22 protein-coding genes and 1 tRNA gene are annotated in these 18,185 nt (G+C 75.3%); 10 read left to right on the top strand and 13 right to left on the bottom strand.

Annotated features, from left to right (window positions below; genetic code table 11):
* Window positions 1-77 precede the first annotated feature (77 nt).
* Window positions 78-908, top strand: coding sequence for a zinc metalloprotease HtpX (htpX, locus tag HH311_RS19185; RefSeq protein WP_312030244.1), 831 nt, complete (start codon window positions 78-80; stop codon window positions 906-908).
* Here htpX and HH311_RS19190 read toward each other — a convergent pair.
* Both HH311_RS19190 and HH311_RS19195 read right to left on the bottom strand, forming a co-directional pair.
* The gene (locus HH311_RS19190) at window positions 899-1,516 is read right to left on the bottom strand and encodes a hypothetical protein (protein WP_169185282.1); all 618 of its coding nucleotides are present in this window, start codon (window positions 1,514-1,516) and stop codon (window positions 899-901) included. The two genes, htpX and HH311_RS19190, sit on opposite strands and share 10 nt — an antisense overlap.
* Window positions 1,513-2,199 carry a hypothetical protein gene (locus HH311_RS19195; protein ID WP_169185283.1) on the bottom strand — a complete coding sequence of 229 codons (687 nt, stop codon included), beginning with the start codon at window positions 2,197-2,199 and terminating at the stop codon, window positions 1,513-1,515. Before HH311_RS19195 ends, HH311_RS19190 begins: the two co-directional genes overlap by 4 nt.
* A gap of 120 nt (window positions 2,200-2,319) precedes the next feature.
* On the opposite strand from HH311_RS19195, the gene HH311_RS19200 reads away from it, so the two are divergent.
* Window positions 2,320-3,393 (top strand): glycoside hydrolase family 172 protein, encoded by a 1,074-nt coding sequence (locus tag HH311_RS19200; protein WP_169185284.1) that lies wholly within the window; start codon window positions 2,320-2,322, stop codon window positions 3,391-3,393.
* Here the strand turns inward: HH311_RS19200 and HH311_RS19205 are convergent.
* Window positions 3,385-4,458: a plasmid pRiA4b ORF-3 family protein gene (locus HH311_RS19205; RefSeq protein ID WP_169185285.1), complete on the bottom strand. Its 1,074-nt coding sequence runs from the start codon at window positions 4,456-4,458 to the stop codon at window positions 3,385-3,387. The genes HH311_RS19200 and HH311_RS19205 overlap by 9 nt on opposite strands.
* Window positions 4,459-4,534: 76 nt before the next feature.
* On the opposite strand from HH311_RS19205, the gene HH311_RS19210 reads away from it, so the two are divergent.
* From HH311_RS19210 to HH311_RS19220, 3 genes are read left to right on the top strand one after another with little or no spacing between them, the layout of a single operon-like run.
* A complete protein-coding gene (locus tag HH311_RS19210; RefSeq protein WP_169185286.1) occupies window positions 4,535-4,930 on the top strand; it encodes an EVE domain-containing protein in 396 nt (131 codons plus the stop codon).
* Window positions 4,927-5,469: an RNA 2'-phosphotransferase gene (locus tag HH311_RS19215; protein ID WP_169185287.1), complete on the top strand. Its 543-nt coding sequence runs from the start codon at window positions 4,927-4,929 to the stop codon at window positions 5,467-5,469. Before HH311_RS19210 ends, HH311_RS19215 begins: the two co-directional genes overlap by 4 nt.
* A gap of 44 nt (window positions 5,470-5,513) precedes the next feature.
* Window positions 5,514-6,062: a Uma2 family endonuclease gene (locus tag HH311_RS19220; protein WP_169185288.1), complete on the top strand. Its 549-nt coding sequence runs from the start codon at window positions 5,514-5,516 to the stop codon at window positions 6,060-6,062.
* Between the two features lie 6 nt (window positions 6,063-6,068).
* On the opposite strand, the gene HH311_RS19225 is transcribed toward HH311_RS19220, so the two are convergent.
* Genes HH311_RS19225 through rfbA form a run of 4 tightly spaced genes read right to left on the bottom strand, consistent with a single transcriptional unit; the run spans window position 6,069 to window position 10,098 of the window.
* Window positions 6,069-7,550: an FGGY family carbohydrate kinase gene (locus tag HH311_RS19225; RefSeq protein WP_169185289.1), complete on the bottom strand. Its 1,482-nt coding sequence runs from the start codon at window positions 7,548-7,550 to the stop codon at window positions 6,069-6,071.
* 9 nt (window positions 7,551-7,559) lie between these two features.
* Window positions 7,560-8,255, bottom strand: coding sequence for an SDR family oxidoreductase (locus HH311_RS19230; RefSeq protein ID WP_169185290.1), 696 nt, complete (start codon window positions 8,253-8,255; stop codon window positions 7,560-7,562).
* Complete coding sequence (locus HH311_RS19235) at window positions 8,228-9,187, bottom strand: polysaccharide deacetylase family protein (RefSeq protein ID WP_169185291.1); 960 nt, start codon at window positions 9,185-9,187, stop codon at window positions 8,228-8,230. The genes HH311_RS19230 and HH311_RS19235 overlap by 28 nt, the downstream gene beginning before the upstream one ends.
* A complete protein-coding gene (rfbA, locus tag HH311_RS19240; protein WP_169185292.1) occupies window positions 9,184-10,098 on the bottom strand; it encodes a glucose-1-phosphate thymidylyltransferase RfbA in 915 nt (304 codons plus the stop codon). Before rfbA ends, HH311_RS19235 begins: the two co-directional genes overlap by 4 nt.
* A 204-nt stretch (window positions 10,099-10,302) precedes the next feature.
* On the opposite strand from rfbA, the gene HH311_RS19245 reads away from it, so the two are divergent.
* Window positions 10,303-10,611: a hypothetical protein gene (locus HH311_RS19245; protein ID WP_169185293.1), complete on the top strand. Its 309-nt coding sequence runs from the start codon at window positions 10,303-10,305 to the stop codon at window positions 10,609-10,611.
* A gap of 45 nt (window positions 10,612-10,656) precedes the next feature.
* Here the strand turns inward: HH311_RS19245 and HH311_RS19250 are convergent, their stop codons facing one another.
* Window positions 10,657-11,682, bottom strand: a complete 1,026-nt coding sequence (locus tag HH311_RS19250; protein WP_312030245.1) for an oxygenase MpaB family protein — start codon at window positions 11,680-11,682, stop codon at window positions 10,657-10,659.
* 164 nt (window positions 11,683-11,846) lie between these two features.
* Between HH311_RS19250 and HH311_RS19255 the strand changes: the two genes are divergently transcribed.
* Complete coding sequence (locus HH311_RS19255; protein ID WP_169185295.1) at window positions 11,847-12,425, top strand: Clp protease N-terminal domain-containing protein; 579 nt, start codon at window positions 11,847-11,849, stop codon at window positions 12,423-12,425.
* Window positions 12,426-12,684: 259 nt separating this feature from the next.
* Here HH311_RS19255 and HH311_RS19260 read toward each other — a convergent pair whose 3' ends face one another.
* Entirely contained in the window at window positions 12,685-13,176 is a 492-nt protein-coding gene (locus tag HH311_RS19260) for a YajQ family cyclic di-GMP-binding protein (protein WP_169185296.1), read from the bottom strand.
* Window positions 13,177-13,292: 116 nt separating this feature from the next.
* Here HH311_RS19260 and HH311_RS19265 point away from each other — a divergent pair.
* Window positions 13,293-13,373, top strand: a tRNA-Tyr gene (locus HH311_RS19265).
* A 287-nt stretch (window positions 13,374-13,660) separates the two neighbouring features.
* Here HH311_RS19265 and HH311_RS19270 read toward each other — a convergent pair.
* Window positions 13,661-13,984, bottom strand: a complete 324-nt coding sequence (locus HH311_RS19270; RefSeq protein ID WP_169185297.1) for a P-II family nitrogen regulator — start codon at window positions 13,982-13,984, stop codon at window positions 13,661-13,663.
* Between the two features lie 105 nt (window positions 13,985-14,089).
* Between HH311_RS19270 and HH311_RS19275 the strand changes: the two genes are divergently transcribed.
* Window positions 14,090-14,842 carry an SDR family NAD(P)-dependent oxidoreductase gene (locus HH311_RS19275; protein WP_169185298.1) on the top strand — a complete coding sequence of 251 codons (753 nt, stop codon included), beginning with the start codon at window positions 14,090-14,092 and terminating at the stop codon, window positions 14,840-14,842.
* Window positions 14,843-14,899: 57 nt separating this feature from the next.
* Here HH311_RS19275 and HH311_RS19280 read toward each other — a convergent pair whose 3' ends face one another.
* Window positions 14,900-15,895: an aldo/keto reductase family protein gene (locus tag HH311_RS19280; protein ID WP_169185299.1), complete on the bottom strand. Its 996-nt coding sequence runs from the start codon at window positions 15,893-15,895 to the stop codon at window positions 14,900-14,902.
* Between the two features lie 181 nt (window positions 15,896-16,076).
* Between HH311_RS19280 and HH311_RS19285 the strand changes: the two genes are divergently transcribed.
* The gene (locus HH311_RS19285) at window positions 16,077-16,316 is read left to right on the top strand and encodes a hypothetical protein (RefSeq protein ID WP_169185300.1); all 240 of its coding nucleotides are present in this window, start codon (window positions 16,077-16,079) and stop codon (window positions 16,314-16,316) included.
* Window positions 16,317-16,391: 75 nt separating this feature from the next.
* Here HH311_RS19285 and HH311_RS19290 read toward each other — a convergent pair whose 3' ends face one another.
* Window positions 16,392-16,721: a hypothetical protein gene (locus tag HH311_RS19290; RefSeq protein WP_169185301.1), complete on the bottom strand. Its 330-nt coding sequence runs from the start codon at window positions 16,719-16,721 to the stop codon at window positions 16,392-16,394.
* A 47-nt stretch (window positions 16,722-16,768) separates the two neighbouring features.
* The gene (locus HH311_RS19295) at window positions 16,769-18,112 is read right to left on the bottom strand and encodes an alpha/beta fold hydrolase (RefSeq protein WP_169185302.1); all 1,344 of its coding nucleotides are present in this window, start codon (window positions 18,110-18,112) and stop codon (window positions 16,769-16,771) included.
* Between the last annotated feature and the right edge of the window lie 73 nt (window positions 18,113-18,185).

Raw genomic sequence — 18,185 nt, forward strand, 5'->3', positions numbered from 1 at the left:
CCGCGCGCGCCTGGCACGTTGGGATCCGTGGACGAGCCGGGAGGGGCCTCCCGGCTCACGACGAAAGGGATCCCACGGTGCGCAACGGGCTGAAGACCGCCCTCCTGCTCGGCGGGCTGAGCGCGTTCATCCTGGTCATCGGGTCGCTGTTCGGACGCGGCGGTCTGTTCATCGCGCTGCTCGTCGCGATCGGCGTCAACGGCTACTCGTACTTCTTCTCCGACCGGATCGCGCTGCGGGCGATGCACGCGGTGCCGGTCACCGAGGCCGAGCAGCCCGGGATGTACCGCATCGTGCGCGAGCTGGCCTCGGCGGCGCACCAGCCGATGCCGCGGCTCTACGTGAGCCCCACCGAGGCGCCCAACGCGTTCGCCACCGGCCGCAGCCCCCGCCACGCCGCGGTGTGCGCGACCACCGGGATCCTGCGGCTGCTGGACGAGCGGGAGCTGCGCGGCGTCCTCGGGCACGAGCTCTCCCACGTCTACAACCGCGACATCCTCATCTCGTCGGTGGCGGGGGCGCTCTCCAGCGTCGTCACCTACGTCGTGCTCGGGGCGCAGCTCTTCGGCGGCAGCCGCAACGTCCTCGCGACGATCCTGCTGGCCCTCGTCGGCCCGCTGGCGGCGGGCATCGTGCAGATGGCGGTCAGCCGCACCCGCGAGTACCAGGCCGACGCCAGCGGCGCGGAGCTCACGCACGACCCGCTGGCGCTCGCCTCGGCGCTGCACAAGCTGCAGTACGGCACCCAGGCCGCCCCGCTGCCGCCGGAACCGGAGCTCGTCTCCCAGTCGCACCTCATGATCGCCAACCCGTTCCGGGCGGGTGAGGGGATGTCGAGGCTGTTCTCCACCCACCCACCGATCCAGGACCGCATCGCCCGCCTGCAGGAGATGGCGCGTCACGGCTGAACCCGTGGCGGGCCGACGAGGTCCGCGACGTGCAGGAACACGTCCGGGTCGACGTCCTCCGGGGCCGGGACGCGATCGAGCGGCTCGGTCCGGGGAGGTCCGGGCAGGCAGGCGCGGTACCGGCGCACCGCGGCGAGCCGGTAGCGGCCCCGCATCGGGACCGACACCGCCGACCCGAGGCCGACGAGGTCGAGGTCGCAGTAGAGGGAGCCCTCGACGAAGACCGGCCGACCGGGCTCGAGCTGCTCGATGTCCTCGAGCCCGGCGGGGTTGACGACCACCTCGCGCTCGCCGACCCGCAGGACGTCCACCCCGTACGGCCCGCCCTCGTCGTCGCCGGGCCGCAGGACCCGGGGCTCGCCGACGACACCGCAGGCACCCACGATCCCGAAGGGGCCCGCCTCCCACGCCGTGGGCGCCCGGCACCCGACGTCGGCGAGCTCGGTCAGGTAGAGGACCGGGGCCACCTCGAGCTCCTCGCCGATCGCCACCACCGGGAGCCGGCCGGCGCGCAGGTGCCGCGGCGGGAGCTGCACCGTCGTCACCTCCCGCACCCGCGCGTGCGCCCGAGTCGTCCACCCCGCGTGGGTGCACGCGCCGGCGCTCACGAGCAGCTCCGCCCGGCGTGGTCCCCGGCCTCGCCCGCGACCGCCGGGCGGTCCTCCCGCTCGGGCACCAGGTCGGCGATGTAGACCGCCGCCTCCGACGCCTCGGCGGGCGACGGCACCCGGTCGAGGGCGACGGGCCGGACCGGCCGGCCTGCGGTGCGGCGGTAGCGCCGCAGCGCGGCGACCCGGAACCGACGACGGCACAGCGCGACGGCCTCGCCGTGCGGGGACCCGGCGTGGAGCACCGGGTCGAGGTACAGCGACCCCTCGACGTGCAGCGGGCCGTCGCCCTCGGGTGGCTCGGTGGCCGCCCAGTTGACCGGCACGAGCCACCCCGCCGCGTCGAGGACGTCGATCCGGCACGTGCAGCCGCCCGCCGGGTCGAGCGCGACGGCCGTGACCGTGCCGCGGGCGTCGAGGCACCCGAACTCGTCGACGGACCAGAAGTCCGGCGCGGTCGCGCCGTGGAACGGACCGGCCGGGTGCAGCACCCCGGCGTAGACCGCGGGGACGACCTCCAGCACGTCACCCACCCGGGCCCGGGGCAGGTCGCCCGCCGCGAGCAGGTGCGGCAGCAGCTGCACCGGCAGCGCTCCCGGCACCCGGGCCGCGGCCCGCCGCCCCCCGGGCGAGCGCCCCGCCCTGCCGGTGCGCCGCCGCGTCCTCCTCGCCGTCCCCGCCATGCGGTCCTCCCGGTGTCGTTCGGCCTCGTCGGGGGCTTGGAGGACCGCGGGCACCGATCGGTTCCGGATTTTCCCGGCCGACCGGCCGTCGCCGGGCCGCGCAGCGGGAACCGTCACGGCATGACCGCCGACTACGGGCCGCACGGATCGAGCCTGCGCGACCTGCCCCGGCTGCGCCGCACCCGCCGTCGTCGCAGCTCGAGCTGGGACCGCACCGGGGGCAACGACGACCGCGCCCACGTCGCGCCGGGCGCGGCCGCCACCCTGCTCGACGTGCCCGGGGCCGGCGTCGTCACCCATCTCTGGATGACGGTGGCGACCCCGCGCTCGCTGCGGCACCCGCGCGCCCGCCGGGCCGACCTGCTGCGCCGGCTCGTGCTGCGGATGTGGTGGGACGGCGAGGAGCACCCGAGCGTCGACGTGCCCCTCGGCGACTTCTTCGGCGTCGGGCACGGCCGCACCACCAACTTCGTCTCGCTGCCGCTGCAGATGAGCCCGGAGGACGGCAGGGCGCTGAACTGCTGGTTCGCGATGCCGTTCGGCGACGGCGCCCGGATCGAGCTGGTCAACGAGGCCCCGGAGGAGGTGTGGGCGTACTCCTACGTCGACTTCGAGGAGCTCGACGACGTCTCCGACGACCTCGGGCGGTTCCACGCGCAGTGGCGCCGGGAGAACCCGACCCGCGGCGTGCGTCCGGGCTGGTCGAACGCCCGCTTCCAGTTCGGCGGGACGAACCTGACAGGCGATGACAACTACACGATCCTGGAGGCTCGCGGCCACGGGCACTACGTGGGCTGCGTGCTCAACGTCCGGCCGCGCCGCCGCCGGCGCTGGAACTGGTACGGCGAGGGTGACGACATGGTGTTCGTCGACCAGGAGCCCGGCGACTGGCCCCCGACGCTGCACGGCACCGGCACCGAGGACTACGTCAACACCGCCTGGTGCCCGACGCAGACCTACTCGGCGCCGTACCACGGGGTGACGCTGCCGGGCGGGCGGAACTGGCGCGGGCCGGTGTCGCTGTACCGCTTCCACGTCGAGGACCCGGTGGTGTTCGAGCGCTCGATCCGCGTGACGATCGAGCACGGCCACGCCAACCGGCGCAGCGACGACTGGTCGTCGGTGGCGTACTGGTACCAGGCCGAGCCGCACGTGCCGTTCGCGCTGGCCCCGGTGGCCGAGCGCCTACCCTGACCGGTGGTGCGCCCAGAGGTCGCCGAGCAGGGTGGCCCGCGGCAGCAGCCACCCCGCCTCCGGCCCGGGAGCCCAGCCCCCGCCCCGGCTCGTGATCTGCCCCAGCCCGGTCAGCGCCGGCGTGAGCCGGAGCAGCTCCAGGTAGACGTCCGACTCGTCGATCCGGCTCCCGTCGACACGCACGGTCGCGCCGAGCAGGCCCGTGAGTGCCGTGCCGAGGTCCTCGAGCGGCTGGTCGCCGGCCGACAGCAGGATGGCCAGGGCGAGCTCGGCGAGCACACCGTGGAGGGTCCCGGGGTCGAACCACCCGCGCAGCCGGCGGAGCACCTCGCGGTCGTCCCCGGCGGCGCGGAGGGGGACGAGCTTCCCGCGGTTCCGGCGCAGCAGCCGCGTCGAGGCGAGGACCTCGTGCACGCCGGCCAGCGGGGGGAGGTCCTCCTCGCGCTGCGCCGGCTTCGTCGTGGGCGCCCAGTCCGGGCGCCGGGCCTGGACCTCGCGGACGGTCGCGCGCGGCAGCCGCCCGGCCGGCGTCGGGGTCACCCCGGGGCCGACGACGTCGAGCACCATCCGCACGGGCTCCGGCACCCGGCCCGCGACCTGCGCCACCAACCGGTCCGCGCGGGCCTGGTCGAAGGGGCGCACGACCTCGTCGGTGCCGCCCCGCGCGATCGCCTCGCGGAGCTCGTCGAAGCCGCCGGCGCCGCCGCAGTCCTCGGGTGGGCAGTCGCCCTCGCCGTACACGCACCCGGGCCCCTCGCCACCCGCGCCGAGGAGCTCGACGTCGTGGGTCCAGTCGTCCCCGAAGTCGTACGCGTAGATCCAGCGGGCCGGGAGGTCGGACAGCCGGGTCCGCCGCTCGTCCTCGACGTCCGGGCCGTCGGGGTCCACCACCCCGTGGTGGACGTCGCCGACCACGAACTCGTGCAGGTGCGAGTCGGTCCACCCGAGCGCGACCTGGAGCATCAGGTGGACCTCGTCGAGCGTCGCCGCGGCCGGGAGGTCGACGACGCGGACCACGTCGGGACGGACGTCGCGCAGCTGGACCCGCAGCCGGAAGGTCTCCACGACCGGGGACCGTAGGGGACGTCCCGGAGAGTCCCGATCGAGGCGCGGCCGCGCGCCGCGTGCCACGCTCGGGGACGTGGTGGGGCACTGGGTGTGGGTCGTGGGCCCGGACTGCTATCTCGACGACGACGGGTCCGAGCACCCCAAGCTCGCCCCCGGCGCCCCGGCGATGCGCTGGGCCTGCCACCGCGACACCCGGCCGGGCGACCTCGCCGTCCTCTACCGTTCGCAGCGGGCGAAGGACCTCGCCTACCTGCTGCGCGCGACCTCGGAGCCGGCCCACGAGCCCGGCCCGCGCCCCTGGAACTGCGGGGCCCAGGTGGTCGAGCGCTTCGAGCGCCCCGTCCCGCTCGCCGACCTGCGCGCCGACCCGGTCACCGCGACGTGGCCCGCGCTGCGCGCCTCCTTCGTGCGCACCGGGGCGCCGGTGCCCGACGACGTCTGGGAGCGGCTCATGGAGATGCGCCGGTGACCGACCGCGTGCGGCTCTCGAAGCGGATGTCGCGGGTGCTCCGCCACGACCCGGCCCGGCTGGGGCTCGAGCTCGACGGCGAGGGCTGGACGTCGGTCGACGCGCTGGTGCGCGGCCTCTCCGCCCCCGGCCACCCGGTGACGCGGGCCGACGTCGAGGACGTGGTCGCGCACGGCAGCAAGCAGCGCTACGAGCTCGACGGCGACCGCATCCGCGCCCGGTACGGCCACTCCGTCGACGGCCGCGTCGAGCTCCCGGTCGCCGACCCGCCGGCCGTCCTGTTCCACGGCACCGGGCCGACGACGGCGGACGCGGTCACCGCCGAGGGCCTGCGGCCGATGGGCCGCCGGTTCGTGCACCTGTCGACCGACGAGGCCACCGCGCGCCGGGTCGGGGCCCGGCACGGCGGACGTCCGGTGGTGTTCGTCGTGGACGCCGCCGCGGCGGCTGCCGCCGGCGTCGTCTTCCGGCACGGGAACGACGACACCTGGCTCGCCGACGAGGTCCCGGCCCGTTTCCTGCGGCGCCCCGGGGCCTGACGGAACCGTGCGACGATCGGCGCCGTCGAAGGGAGGTGAGCGTGGTGACGACCCCCGCCTGGCCCGACCATCTGCTGACCCTCGCCGAGTGGGACGGGCTCGTGCCGGTCGAGCGACGCCGGGTGGAGCTGGCGGAAGGGGTGCTGCAGGTGTCGCCGCGCCCGTCCCGCCGTCACCAACTGGTGAGCGGGCAGCTCGTGGCGGCGCTGGACGCCGCGCTGCGGCCGGCGTGGCGGGCGCTCCCCGAGGTCGAGCTGACGCTCGAGACGTCCGACCCGCCGACGGTGCGGGTGCCCGACGTCGTGGTCGTCCGGACGGAGGCCGTCGACGCGCGCTCGCGCCTCGGACCGGCCGACGTCCTGGCCGTCGTCGAGGTCGTCTCGCCCGGCTCGCGACGCGTCGACCGGGTCCTCAAGCTCGCGGAGTACGCCGAGGCCGGGGTCGGTCACTACCTGGTCGTGGAGCCCGGCCCCCCGGTCGTGCTCACCTCGTTCCGGCTGGCCGACGGCGTTCTCGTCCCGGCCGGCGAGCACCGCGGCCGGGTCGACCTCGACCTGGGAACCCCGGTGTCGCTGGACCTCGACGCGTTCTGAGCCGGGTCAGCGGTCCGCGCGCCGCTGCTGCTCCGCGAGGAAGTGCGCGGTGTCGGCAGTGGCCCCGTAGAGGGCGCGGTAGTGGCGGTGGAACGCGTCGTGGAGCTCCCGGTGCGCCGGGTCGGGCTCGACGGTCTCCGCGATCGGGTTCCACGCCCGCACGTCGTCGGCGGCCCCGACCGCGGCGGCCGCGAGGAACGCGTCCCCGAGCGCCGCGCCGGTGGTGTCGGCGGGGACGTCCTGCGCGAGGCCGGCGACGTCGCTGACGATCCGCGTCCACAGTCCGCCCCGGGTCCCGCCGCCGACCGCCACCAATCGCGGTGACGCCGGGCCGCCCGCGTCGGCGAAGGCCTCGAGGTTGTGCCGCACGCCGTGCGCGATGCCCTCGAGCGCGGCGCGGTACAGCTCGGCGCGCCCGTGCGCCGTGGTCAGCCCGACGACGACGCCGCGGGCGTCCGGATCGAAGACCGGCGTCCGCTCGCCCGCGAAGTACGGCAGGAGCAGCAGACCGCGGCTCCCCGCCGGGACCTCGGCGGCCGCCGCGACGAGCTCGTCGTAGCCGCGCCCGGTGAGGTCGCGCAGCCAGGCGGTGATCGCCCCGGACGTCGCCATCCCGGCGGCCGTGGTGAACGAGCCGGGCGCGACGCCCCGGGTCGCCCAGAGGTTCTCGTGCCGGGCGGGTGCGGGCGTGACCTGCACCAGGAACATCGTCGTGCCGTACATGACCATGGTGTCGCCGGGGTCGCGGACCCCGGCGCTCACCGACTCCGCCCAGGCGTCGACCGTCCCGGCGGTGACCGGCGTACCGGCCCGCAGCCCGGTCGTCGCCGCGGCCTCGGCGGTGACCGTGCCGGCGACCTCGGTCGGCCAGGCGAGGCGGGGCAGCACCAGGCCCGGCGCGACCAGCTCGGCCCAGTCGTGGGCCCAGTCGGCGGCCTCGAGGTCGTACATCGGGTCGCACTGGCTCGCGGAGTGGTGGTCGAGGACGTACTCGCCGGTCAGCCGGTGCACGAGGAACGAGCTCGCCATGAGGAAGAGCCGGGTCGCGTCGTACACGTGCGGCTCGTGGTCCCGCAGCCACCGCCACTTCGGCCCGACGGCCTGGCTGGAGAGCGGCGTGCCGCCCCGGCGCAGGATCTCCGCGGCGCCGAGCTCGTCGGTCAGCGCGGCGATCTCCGCGGTCGCGCGGGTGTCGACGCCGTAGAGGATCGCCGGGCGCAGCGGGCGGCCGTCGGCGTCGGCGGGGAGCAGCACCGGGCCGATCCCGGAGACGCCGACCGCGTCGGGCGGCTCCCGGCCGTCGAGCAGCTCACGGCACAGCGTGGTGAAGTCCGTCCACCACACGTCCTCGGCGTCGTGCTCGACCCGGCCCGGGCGCGGGGTCGACGTCACGTGCTCCACCTCGGCGCGGGCGACGACGGTGCCGTCGGCGCCGGCGAGCACGCCCTTCGACGACGACGTGCCGATGTCGACCCCGAGGAACGTCACCGCGCGCCCTCATCCCACCCGCGGCAGGTCGATCTCCTCGACCCCGGTCTCGACGGCGCGCAGGATCTCCTCGGCCACGTGCTCGGCGGTGTCGCCGGCGCCGGGCCCGCGGAAGCGGTCGGCGCCGGCCTGGAGCTTGTCGTGGAACTCCGACTCAGTGTAGGTCGGCAGCACCGTCGAGACCACGATCCCGTCGCCGGCCCACTCGGCCCGCGCGACGGCCGACAGCATGTTCAGCGCCGACTTCGTCGCCGCGTACGCGCCGAGGCCGGGGATCACCCTCCTGCTCGTGCCCGAGCTGATGTTGACGACGGCGCCCTCGCCCCGCTCGCGCATCGCCGGCACGACGGCCTGCATCATCGCGAGCGCGGCGCCGACGTTGAGGTCGAGGATCGCGGCGTAGTCGGCCGGGTCGACGTCGGCGAGCGGCACGTGCAGGCCGCGGCCCGCGTTGTTGACCAGCACGTCGACGCGGCCGAAGCGCTCGAGCGCCGCGTCGACGATCCGCCGGCGGTCCTCGGCGCGCGTCACGTCCGCGGTGACCGCGACCGAACCGTCGAGCTCCTTCTCCAGCGCGGCCAGCCGGTCCTCCCGCCGGGCGGCGAGCACGACCCGTGCCCCGCGGGCGTGCGCGAGGCGGGCGGTCGCCTCGCCGATGCCGGACGAGGCGCCGGTGATCACGACGACGCGGTCGGTGATGTCCATGCGCCCGGCTTCCCCCCACCGCTCCCGGCCACGCCGGGGGGCGGGACGTGCTCGGTCCACCAGTCGGCGACCTGCTGGCGGTGCACCAGCGAGATCCCCGGCTGCCCGGCCACCCACGCGAGGAAGTCGCGCACGGCGACGGCCCGGGCGGCCTGCCCGCTCCACCGGGGGTGCAGCCCGACCGTCATGAGCCGGGCCCCGGCGCCGGCGCGGGCCTCGTCGAGCAGGAGGCCCGCCGCCCCGATCAGCGTCTCGGCGAAGTGGCGCGGGGTCGCGTAGGTGGGCGCGAGGAAGTAGCGGGTGTCGTTGGTGACCTTGGAGTACGGCACGACGAGCCACGGCGAGCCGTCGACGTCGGTCCAGTAGGGCAGCTCGTCGTTGACGGCGTCGCTGTCGTAGGTCAGGTCGGGATGGGCCGCGGCGAGGCGCCGGGTCCGCTCGGAGGGGAACGACCGCACGTACCAGCCCCGCACCGGGCGGCCCACCAGCTCGGGCAGCACCCGCATCGCGTGCTCGAGGTCCGCGCGCTCCTCGTCCTCGGTCATCGCGGTCACCTCGGCCCACCGGTACCCGTGCCCGAGGACGTCGTGGTCGCTGCGCCGCAGCCAGTCGGCGAAGGGCGGGTTGCGCTCCAGGGCCCGCGCGCAGACGCCGAACGTGACCGGCACGTCGAACCGCTCGACGAGCCGGACCAGGCGCCAGATGCCGACCCGGGAGCCGAACTCGTAGTGCCCCTCGGTGCCCAGGTCGCGGACCGCCGGGTCGATCGGCAGCGCGTACTCGCCCCAGGCGTCGTTGCCCTCGCCGTCGGGCCAGGAGGCTTCGGCACCTTCCTCGACGTTGACGACGACGTTGACCGCGACCAGCGAGCCGTCGGGCCACCGCCCGAGCGGGGCGGTCGGTCCGTGGCCGACGAGGTCGCGGTCGGTCACGAGGGCGGCCCGGGGCGCACCACCCCGGTGGCGAGGGCGCGGCGGGCGACGTCGATGACGTACTCGCCGTAGCGGGACTTGGCCTGGGCGGTGCCGAGGCGCAGGGCGTCGTCGGGGGTGATCCAGCCCTCGCGCAGCGCGAGCTCCTCGAGGCAGGCGATGCGCACGCCCTGGCGGTGCTCGAGGACCTGGACGTACTGGCCGGCCTCGATGAGCGACTCGTGGGTGCCGGTGTCGAGCCAGGCGAAGCCGCGGCCGAGGTCGATCAGGCGGGCGTCGCCGCGGTTCATGTAGGCCAGGTTGAGGTCGGTGATCTCGAGCTCGCCGCGGGTGGAGGGCTCGAGCTCGCCGGCGAGGCGCACGACGTCGTTGTCGTAGAAGTAGAGCCCGGTGATGGCCCGGTTGCTGCGGGGCTCGGCCGGTTTCTCCTCGATGGAGATCAGCCGGCCCGAGGCGTCGGCCTCGCCGACGCCGTAGCGCTCGGGGTCGCCGACGGGGTAGCCGAACAGGGTGGCGCCCTTGTCGGCCTCGACCTGGGCGACGGCGCGCTGCAGGACCGTCGAGAAGCCCTGGCCGTGGAAGATGTTGTCGCCCAGCACGAGGGCGGCGGCGTCGTCGCCGATGTGCTCGGCGCCGATGAGGAAGGCCTCGGCGAGCCCGTTGGGCTCGGCCTGTTCGGCGTAGGAGAAGCGCACGCCCAGCTCGTGGCCGTCGCCGAGCAGCCGCTGGAACGCGGGCAGGTCGACGGGGGTGGAGATGATCAGGATGTCCCGGATCCCGGCGATCATGAGCACCGAGATCGGGTAGTAGATCATCGGCTTGTCGTAGACGGGCAGCAGCTGCTTGGACACCGCCCGGGTCACCGGGTGCAGCCGGGTCCCGCTGCCCCCCGCCAGCACGATCCCTTTCACGGGCCCGACTGTAGACGGCGGCCCCGACGCCGATCCCCGGTGCCGTACCGGGCGGCGTCCTCGCCCGATCGTGTGGCCGCGTCGCGGATCGATAACGACGGCGGCCGCGGGTGCGACATCCCCGGCAGAACGGCCCCCGGCAGCCCCCACGGCGCCGGTTCGCGGTGCCGTTCGCGATCCGGCCACACCTCTCGGGGGAGTCCTGTGTCTGCTCACCGCGCGCACCGTCGTGTCCGTCCGGCCCGTCCCGCCACCGCGGTCCTCGCCGGCGCCGCCGCCCTCGGGCTCGGGGCCGGGCCGCTGGTCGCGGTCGCCTCGGCGGCCCCGGCGGTGCACACCGACGCGACCACCGCGACCACCGTGACCGCCGCGACTCCGGTGACCAGCGCGGTCCCGGCCGCCGACGGGCTCGCCGGCGACGCGCTCTGGTACGGCCTGCTGACGACGGCCGCCGTGGCCGGGGCGGCGGGTGCCCACCAGCTCGCCCCGGGCCGCCCGCGCCGCCGCGCGTGACCGCCGCGGGTTCCCCGGGAGGCGCGGGCCCGGGGAACCGCGGCGTCAGGCGGGGAAGGGCAGGAGCTCCTCGCGGTGGTGCTTCGGGTAGGGCACCGGGCCCGCCTGGCGGGCCCGCTCGGCCAGGATCGCGGCGTACTGCTCGCGCGGGTCGGTGATGCCGTACTGCGCGCGGGCCTCGGCGGGCTCGCGGACCACCGGGCGCACCGGCGGGACGCCCCGCAGGACGGGCTCCAGGATCGGCACGGTGCGCGGGCTCGCGAGCCGGAGCGCCCACACCTGCAGCCAGGTGCTCGCGGCGACCGCCCGGACGACGGGACGCGTGAGCGCGATGGCGACCCGGTCGGTGAGCCCGGACTGCCGGGTGGCGCCGAGCTTGCGCATCCAGCGCGGCAGCGTCGCGATGACGGCGCGGCGCGCGATGGTGTTGAACACGAACCGCAGGGGCGCGGGCATGCGCTCCGGCAGGACGGTCGTGCTCGCGTCGAGCAGGAAGTCCATCATGTCCTGCGCGACCTCGGAGCCCACCAGCCGCGGGCGGTAGGCCGCGAAGTAGGCGCGGACGCCGTCGCGGGTACGGGGGATGTCGGCCGGGTCGATCGTCTGGAACTCGGCGGCCCGCGCGCACTCCTCCCAGTACTGCGCCTCCTCGGCCTCGGTGAGCTTCCCCGGGCCGAACACCTCGTAGGTGTAGAGGATCGAGTGCCACGCGGTGAGGTGGATCCAGAGCTGGGAGTCCGGGTCGTTCGCGTCGTAGCGCCCGCCGGTGACCGGGTCGTCCCCGACCGCCCGAGAGTGGATCTTCACGAGGGTGTCGGAGGCCCGGAGCACCGACTCGGCGTCGCCGAACTTCACCGTCGCGAAGTACTGCATCGTGCGGTCGTAGCGCAGCTTCGGGCGCTGCTTGACCTGCCCGGACTGGTCGACGGAGGCGACGAGGTGGGGGTCGAGCTCCTCGATGACGACGGCCCGGAGGAACCCGAGCACGACCGAGGTCGGATAGCGCCACACGCGCCAGGTCACCGAGCCGGGACCGAAGAAGCCGTAGTCCTGCTGACGCCGGACGCCCACCATCCACCTCCGTTGCTGTAGGTGCGACCGAAGGTAACAGCAAACAGCGCGTACGGGCTACTACCGGTAAGAGGTACAGCGCGTCGCGCGGTCGAGGGAGACCCGGAGGAACCTCGGGGGTCGTCCCCGAGGTGGTCGTGGCGGCGCCGCGTGAGGCTGCCTGCATGTGCCTGCCGCCGCGTCACCGCCGCTACACCCGGGTCCTGGAGCTCGCCGGGCAGGAGGCGACGGCGCTGGGGGCGCCCGCGATCGGGACGGCCCACCTGGTGCTCGGGCTCGTCCGCGAGGACCGGGAGTCCGGGACGGGGCTGCTCGCCGGGATCGAGCCGGAGGCCCTGCGCGCGCTGCTGCCGCGGGCGGGCCGGGCGGGCCGGGAGGGCCGGACCCGGCCGCCGGCCTCGCCGGCGCTGAGCCTGCGGGCCGGGGTGGCCGTCGGGGCGGCGCAGCGGCGCGCGGACCGTCACGGCGTCCCCGAGCTGGAGGTCGCCGACGTGGCCGCGGCGGTGCTGGCCGACCCGGACTGCGCCGGGGTGGCCCTGTTGGAGCGTCTCGGGGTCGACGTGGGCGACCTGTGGTGCCGGGTCGCGGCCGATCGCGACGCGGGCTACGTCCCGGGGCTCGCGGCAGCCGGTCGGGTCGCGTCGGGCGAGGTGTCCAGGCCGTGCTCGGCGGCGTGCCGGTCGAGCTCGGCGAGGAGGTTCTCGATCGTCTCGGTGGTCCCGCCGGAGCGGCGCTCGAGGTAGACGGCGGCGCCGAGGTCGTGCAGCAGGTCGTCGCCGCGTCGCTTCGCCTGCATCGCCTCGACCCGCGCCTGCCCCTTCGCGGCGGCGTCCATGCCCTTGCGCGCCAGGACGTCGGCCCCGGCCTGCATCCTGTCCTTGAAGCTCATGCCCGGCCCCTCCCGTCGACGGCGTGCAGGCCCAGTCGGCGCCGCGGGCCGCGCCAGGCCCAGGGTCGGAGGGCCCGCTCCGGGCGAGCGAACGGCCCCCGTGGCGGGACGCGTCAGCGGTAGTTCGTGAACTGCAGGGCGATCCCGAAGTCGTGTCCCTTGAGCAGGGAGATGACGTCCTGCAGGTCGTCCTTCTTCTTCCCGGTCACCCGCAGCTGGTCGTCCTGGATCTGCGACTGCACGCCCTTGGGGCCCTCGTCGCGGATCACCTTCGAGATCTCCTTGCCCTTGTCCTTGGAGATCCCCTGGACGAGCGAGCCGGTGACCCGGTAGGTCTTGCCGGACACCGCGGGCTCGCCGATCTCGAAGGCCTTGAGCGAGATCCCGCGCTTGATCAGCTTCTCCTTGAAGACGTCGATCGCGGCGGTGCAGCGCTCCTCGGTCTCGGCGGCGATGGTGATCGCCTCCTCGCCGGCCCACGTCACCGAGGCCCCGGTCCCCCGGAAGTCGAAGCGCTGCGTGAGCTCCTTCGCGGCCTGGTTGAGGGCGTTGTCGACCTCCTGGCGGTCGACCTTCGAGACGACGTCGAACGACGGGTTGGCCACGGTCTCCTCCTGCGCTGGGGTGGACGGCGGTGTCCGGTCTACACCCACCCCCTGGTGCTCATCCTCCGGACGTCGGCTTGTAGTCTTCTCGACGCCGTCCGGCGAGGCGGCGCCCCGGCGGGTTGCCCGAGCGGCCAATGGGAGCGGACTGTAAATCCGTCGCGAAAGCTACCCAGGTTCGAATCCTGGACCCGCCACAGAGCCCCTGACCAGCACGGCGGTCGGGGGCTTTGTCGTGTCCGGCACGCGCCTTCGGCCGGCACCGCGGTGGCGGCGGAGGCTTCCCGGCGGTCGGCACCCGTTCAGGCCCGGTCGTCGACCGTCCGGCGCAGCCCCTGCTCGGGAATCGTGTCCATCCGGGTGGAAGTCGGTCCGGACCCGGCCGTGGTGGGCGTAACGTAGGTCATGGTCGGTCGTGCCCCCCGCGACCGGACCGGCCCCGGGGACGCACCCCCCAGCATCCCCGGGGCCACCGACCTCCCCGTCACACCGCGTCGTGGCCCCGCTCGCCGGTGCGCACCCGCAGGACGAGGTCCACGTGGCGGACCCAGAGCTGCCCGTCGCCGCCGTCGAGGTTGGTGACCAGCTGGTCGAGCAGTCGCTCGACGATCTCGTCGTCCACCACCGACTCCACCCGCAGGCGCGGCGCGAGGCCGACCTCGACCCGGGCGCCCTTGTGGATCTCGACGTGGCCGCCCTCGCACGTCTCGACCTCGGTGATCGTCATCCCGAGCACCGCGTGCCGTTCGAGCGCGCGGCGCACCGCGTCGAGCGCGTGCGGGCGGACGAGCGCCGTCACGATCTTCACCCCGACCCCCTCGGGTCCTCCTCGGGCGGTTCGGGAGCCGCCCAGGGCCACCAACGCTAGGCCCTGCCGTCCCTCGCCGTCGCGACGGCTGCGAGGCTGCCCGGCGTGCCCGACACCGTCCTCGTCCTCGGTGGTCGCAGCGAGATCGGCGTCGCCCTCGCCCGGCGCCTGGTCGCCGAGGGGCGCGCGTCCACGGTCGTCCTCGCCGCCCGCCGCGCCGACGACCTCGCCGCCGAGGCCCGCGCCCTCGCCGACGCCGGGTCGGTGCGTGTCGCCACCGTGGAGTTCGACGCCGACGACCTCGCCTCGCACGCCGCGCTGCTCGACACGGTGGAGCGCGAGCACGGGGCGCCGGACACCGTCGTCGTCGCCTTCGGGGTCCTCGGCGACCAGCAGCGCGCGGAGGTCGACGCCGAGCACGCGCTCGCCGTCGTGCACACCGACTACACCGCGCAGGTCGGGATCCTCACCCGCGTCGCGGCACGGATGCGGGCCCGCGGGCACGGGGAGATCGTGGTGTTCTCGTCGGTCGCCGGCTGGCGGGTGCGCCGCGCCAACTACGTGTACGGCAGCGCGAAGGCCGGGCTCGACGGGTTCGCCTCGGGGCTGGCCGACGCGCTGCACGGCTCGGGGGTCCACCTGACGCTGGTCCGGCCCGGCTTCGTGGTCGGGCGCATGACCGCGGACAGCGGCCTGGCCCCGGCGCCGCTGTCCTCGACGCCGGACGAGGTGGCCGACGCGGTCGCCGCCGGACTGGCCCGGCGTCGGGACGTGGTGTGGGTGCCGGCGCCGCTGCGGGTGCTCGCCGTCGTGATGCGGCTGCTCCCGGCGGCGGTGTGGCGGCGGATGCCGAGGTAGGCCATGTGAACGGATGTGGTCGTCCCGACGACCACATCCGTTCACATGGGCGCAGCCCTATCGGTGCGCGATCGCCTCGGAGGCGCCGGGCGCCAGCCGGTAGCCGGTCACCGGGACGTCGCCGAGGGCCTCGTCGACCGCGGCGAGGGTGTCCGGCGTGAGCTCGATGCCCGCCGCCCTCGCGTTGGCGTGGACCTGCTCGGGCCGGGAGGCCCCGACGATCGCCGACGCGAGCTCGGGACGCCGCAGCACCCACGCGAGGGCCAGCTCGGGCATCGTCAGGCCCGCGCCGTCGGCCACCGGGCGCAGCCGCTGGACGGCCTCGAGCGTGGCGTCGGTGAGCTTCTGCTTGATGAAGCCGTTCATCTCGTCGCTGGCGGCGCGCGAGTCGACCGGCACGGGCTCGCCGGGCAGGTACTTGCCGGTGAGCACGCCCTCGGCCAACGGCGACCAGACGATCTGGGAGATGCCGTTCTCCTGCGAGGCCTCGAACACGCCGTCCTCCGGGGCGCGCCACAGCATCGAGTACTGCGGCTGGGAGGAGACGAACGTGACGTCCGACGGGGCCGCCTCGAGCCCCGCCCGGATCTGGTCCGGGCTCCACTCGCTGAACCCGAGGTAGCGGGCCTTCCCGGCGCGGACCACGTCGGCGAGGGCCTCCATGGTGTCCTCGATGGGGGTCCGCGAGTCGAAGCGGTGGCACTGGTAGAGGTCGACGTGGTCGGTGCGCAGACGCTGCAGCGACGCGTCGATCTGCTTGGCGATCTGGGCGGGGGACAGCCCGCGGTCGGTGTCCGACATCGGGAAGTACACCTTGGTCGCGAGGACGTACTCCTCGCGTGGGTAGTCGGCGAGGATCCCGCCCCAGGCCGTCTCGGCCGCGCCGCGGCCGTAGACGTTGGCCGTGTCGAAGAAGGTGATGCCGGCGTCGAACGCGGCGCGGGTGCACGCGGCGGTGGCGTCGGCCTCGACCCCGCCGGAGTAGGTGAGCCAGGAGCCGAGGGAGATCTCGGACACCTGGAGGTCGCTGGAACCGAGCTGGCGGAAGCGCACCCCGCGACTGTACGAACTCCGGGAGGCCCTCCGCCGTGTGGTCACGGGGAGTTGCCACCGACCGGACATCGATGACCGTTTGTCTCAGTCCAACGACCCTTCGTCGCTGTGTCGTGAAACATGGGTGTGAACTCGTCTCGAACGGGTTGGATGGGCACCCACCTGTCCGACAGGATGGGAGATGTCCGTGGCGGACGGCATGCGTCCGCCGGTTCCTCTTCACTCGTTCGGAGGCACCTACGTCGTGACCCTGCTCACTGCACCCCTGCGCCCGCTCGCCGATGTCCTCGACCTGACCGCCGAGGCGGTCGTCGCCCTCGGAACCGTCTCGCTCGGCGCGCTGAGCCTCGTGCTCGCGACCGAGGACCGTACCGAGTACCCGCCGCTGCACTCCGTCGAGCGTCGCCGCTCCGTGAGCTGAGCACCTCGCCCGAAGGCCCGCCCGGACCCGCGTCCGGGCGGGCCTTCGTCGTGTGCGGGTGGGTGCGGCGCCGGGTCAGCCGCGACGCTGCTCGCGCAGCAGCCCGCTGATCGTGCGGAGCTCGTCGCGGATCTCCGCGAGCAGGTCGGGGATCTCGTGGCTGCGCTCCCAGTGGGGTGTCACGTCGATGCCGAGCTCGCCGAGCTCGCGGCCGTACAGCTCGGCCAGCAGCGTGCGGTAGGGCTCCTCGGGGACGGTCCCGTTCTCCCAGCGCGAGAGCTGGGTCTTCAGGCTCGCCGCCGAGGCCACCTCGACCCGCCCGGCATCCGCGAGCTCGCGCAACCGGGCCACCGCGGCCGTCTGTGACCATCCCTTGTCGCGGCGCGCCTCGCGCAGGGAAACCACGGTTCGGAGCCTAGACGACCGGCCGAGGGGCCCTCGGCGGGCCGGGCCTACCCCTCGCGGCCGCGGGTCCGGGTCGCGGGCTTGGGCGCCGGTCGCCCGCGGCGCCCGGCGGACGGCCGCGGCGCGTCCCCGGACCGGTCCGGGGAGGCCGCGGGCGCGCTCTCCTCGGCGGCCTCCGGGTCCGGGGTCCTCGGGTGGGCCGCGGGCAGCGGCCGGCGGACCGCACGCCGGGCACGGCGGGACGTCCGCCGGTCCGGCTCGATCTCGGCCGGCGGGTCGTGCCGGTCGAGGAACGCGCACAGGGCGGGCCAGAGGCGGTCGCGCGAGGCCCGGCCGCACACCACCCCGAGGTGGCCGCCGGGTGCGGTCATCAGCGAGGTGTCCGCGCCGGAGAGCACCGCCGACCCCGCCCGCACCGCACGGGGCGGCACCACGACGTCGTCCTCCCCGGACACCAGCAGTACCGGCCGGCGCAGCTCGGCCAGGTCGACCCGGCGCCCGCCGACGGTCACGCTGCCCCGCTCCAGCTCGCCCGGCCCGACCATGGCGTGGAAGGTCGCGCCCACCAGCTCGGCCTGCGCCCCGACGAGGGCGCGCAGGTCGTCGATCGCCTCGAGCTGCGCGAGGAAGTCCCGGTCGGCGAGGTGGGAGGCCACCGTGAGCGGGGTGGTGAGGAAGGCGCCCACCGCGCCCACGGAGAGGAACTGCGGGATCGGCGGCACCGTCGGGACCAGCCCGAGCAGGGTCTGCACGGTGGCGAGGACGGGGCCGCCGGCCGCCACGGCGAGGGGGCGGGACGGGACGTGCTCGGGCACCGGCTCGAGCGTGAAGGGCGTGGCGAGGGCGGTGAGGGAGGCGATGGGCAGCGTCGGGTCGGCCGCGGCCGCCAGGACGCAGGCGAGGCCGCCGAGCGACCACCCGACGACGTGGACCGGGGCGCCGTCGTGGTGCGCGGACACGAGCCGGACGACGTGCGGGAGGATGTCGTCCACCCAGCGCGCGAGGTCCGCCGGCGAGCCGGGCGAGGGGGCGTCGTGGCCGACCACGTCCTCGTCGTCGACCTGGTGGACGTGCCGGCCCTCCCCGACGAGGTGCTCGACGAGGCTGCAGCCGCGCCGCAGGTCGAAGGCCACCCCGCAGGCACCGAGCGGGGACACGAGCAGCACCGGTGCCCCGCGCAGGCGCGCCGTCGGGTGCACCGCGTAGCGGTAGGTGCTCACCTGGCCCGCGCGGGCGAGTCCGTGGGCCCGGCCGACCGACCACGCGTCGGTGTCGGAGGGGCCGGTGTCGATCGCGACGCGCGGCATGCGGCGCAGGTCGGCGATCGGACCCTCGAGCACGCGGTCCCGGACGTTGCCCAGCGCCCGTGCGAGCGTCCGCGGACCGAACACGTGGACCCCCTCCGCGCGGCCGGGCGGTCCCGGACGCGCGTGATCGTGCCACCCGGCGCCGTGCGGCGCCGGG

Source organism: Actinomycetospora sp. TBRC 11914 (assembly GCF_012933465.1).
GTDB lineage: Bacteria > Actinomycetota > Actinomycetes > Mycobacteriales > Pseudonocardiaceae > Actinomycetospora.

Coding starts and splice junctions, on each gene's coding strand:
- HH311_RS19285 (WP_169185300.1), top strand. CDS start 16,077: ATGTCCGTGGCGGACGGCATGCGTCCGCCGGTTCCTCTTCACTCGTTC.
- HH311_RS19230 (WP_169185290.1), bottom strand. CDS start 8,255: ATGGACATCACCGACCGCGTCGTCGTGATCACCGGCGCCTCGTCCGGC.
- HH311_RS19255 (WP_169185295.1), top strand. CDS start 11,847: ATGTGCCTGCCGCCGCGTCACCGCCGCTACACCCGGGTCCTGGAGCTC.
- HH311_RS19200 (WP_169185284.1), top strand. CDS start 2,320: ATGACCGCCGACTACGGGCCGCACGGATCGAGCCTGCGCGACCTGCCC.
- HH311_RS19195 (WP_169185283.1), bottom strand. CDS start 2,199: ATGGCGGGGACGGCGAGGAGGACGCGGCGGCGCACCGGCAGGGCGGGG.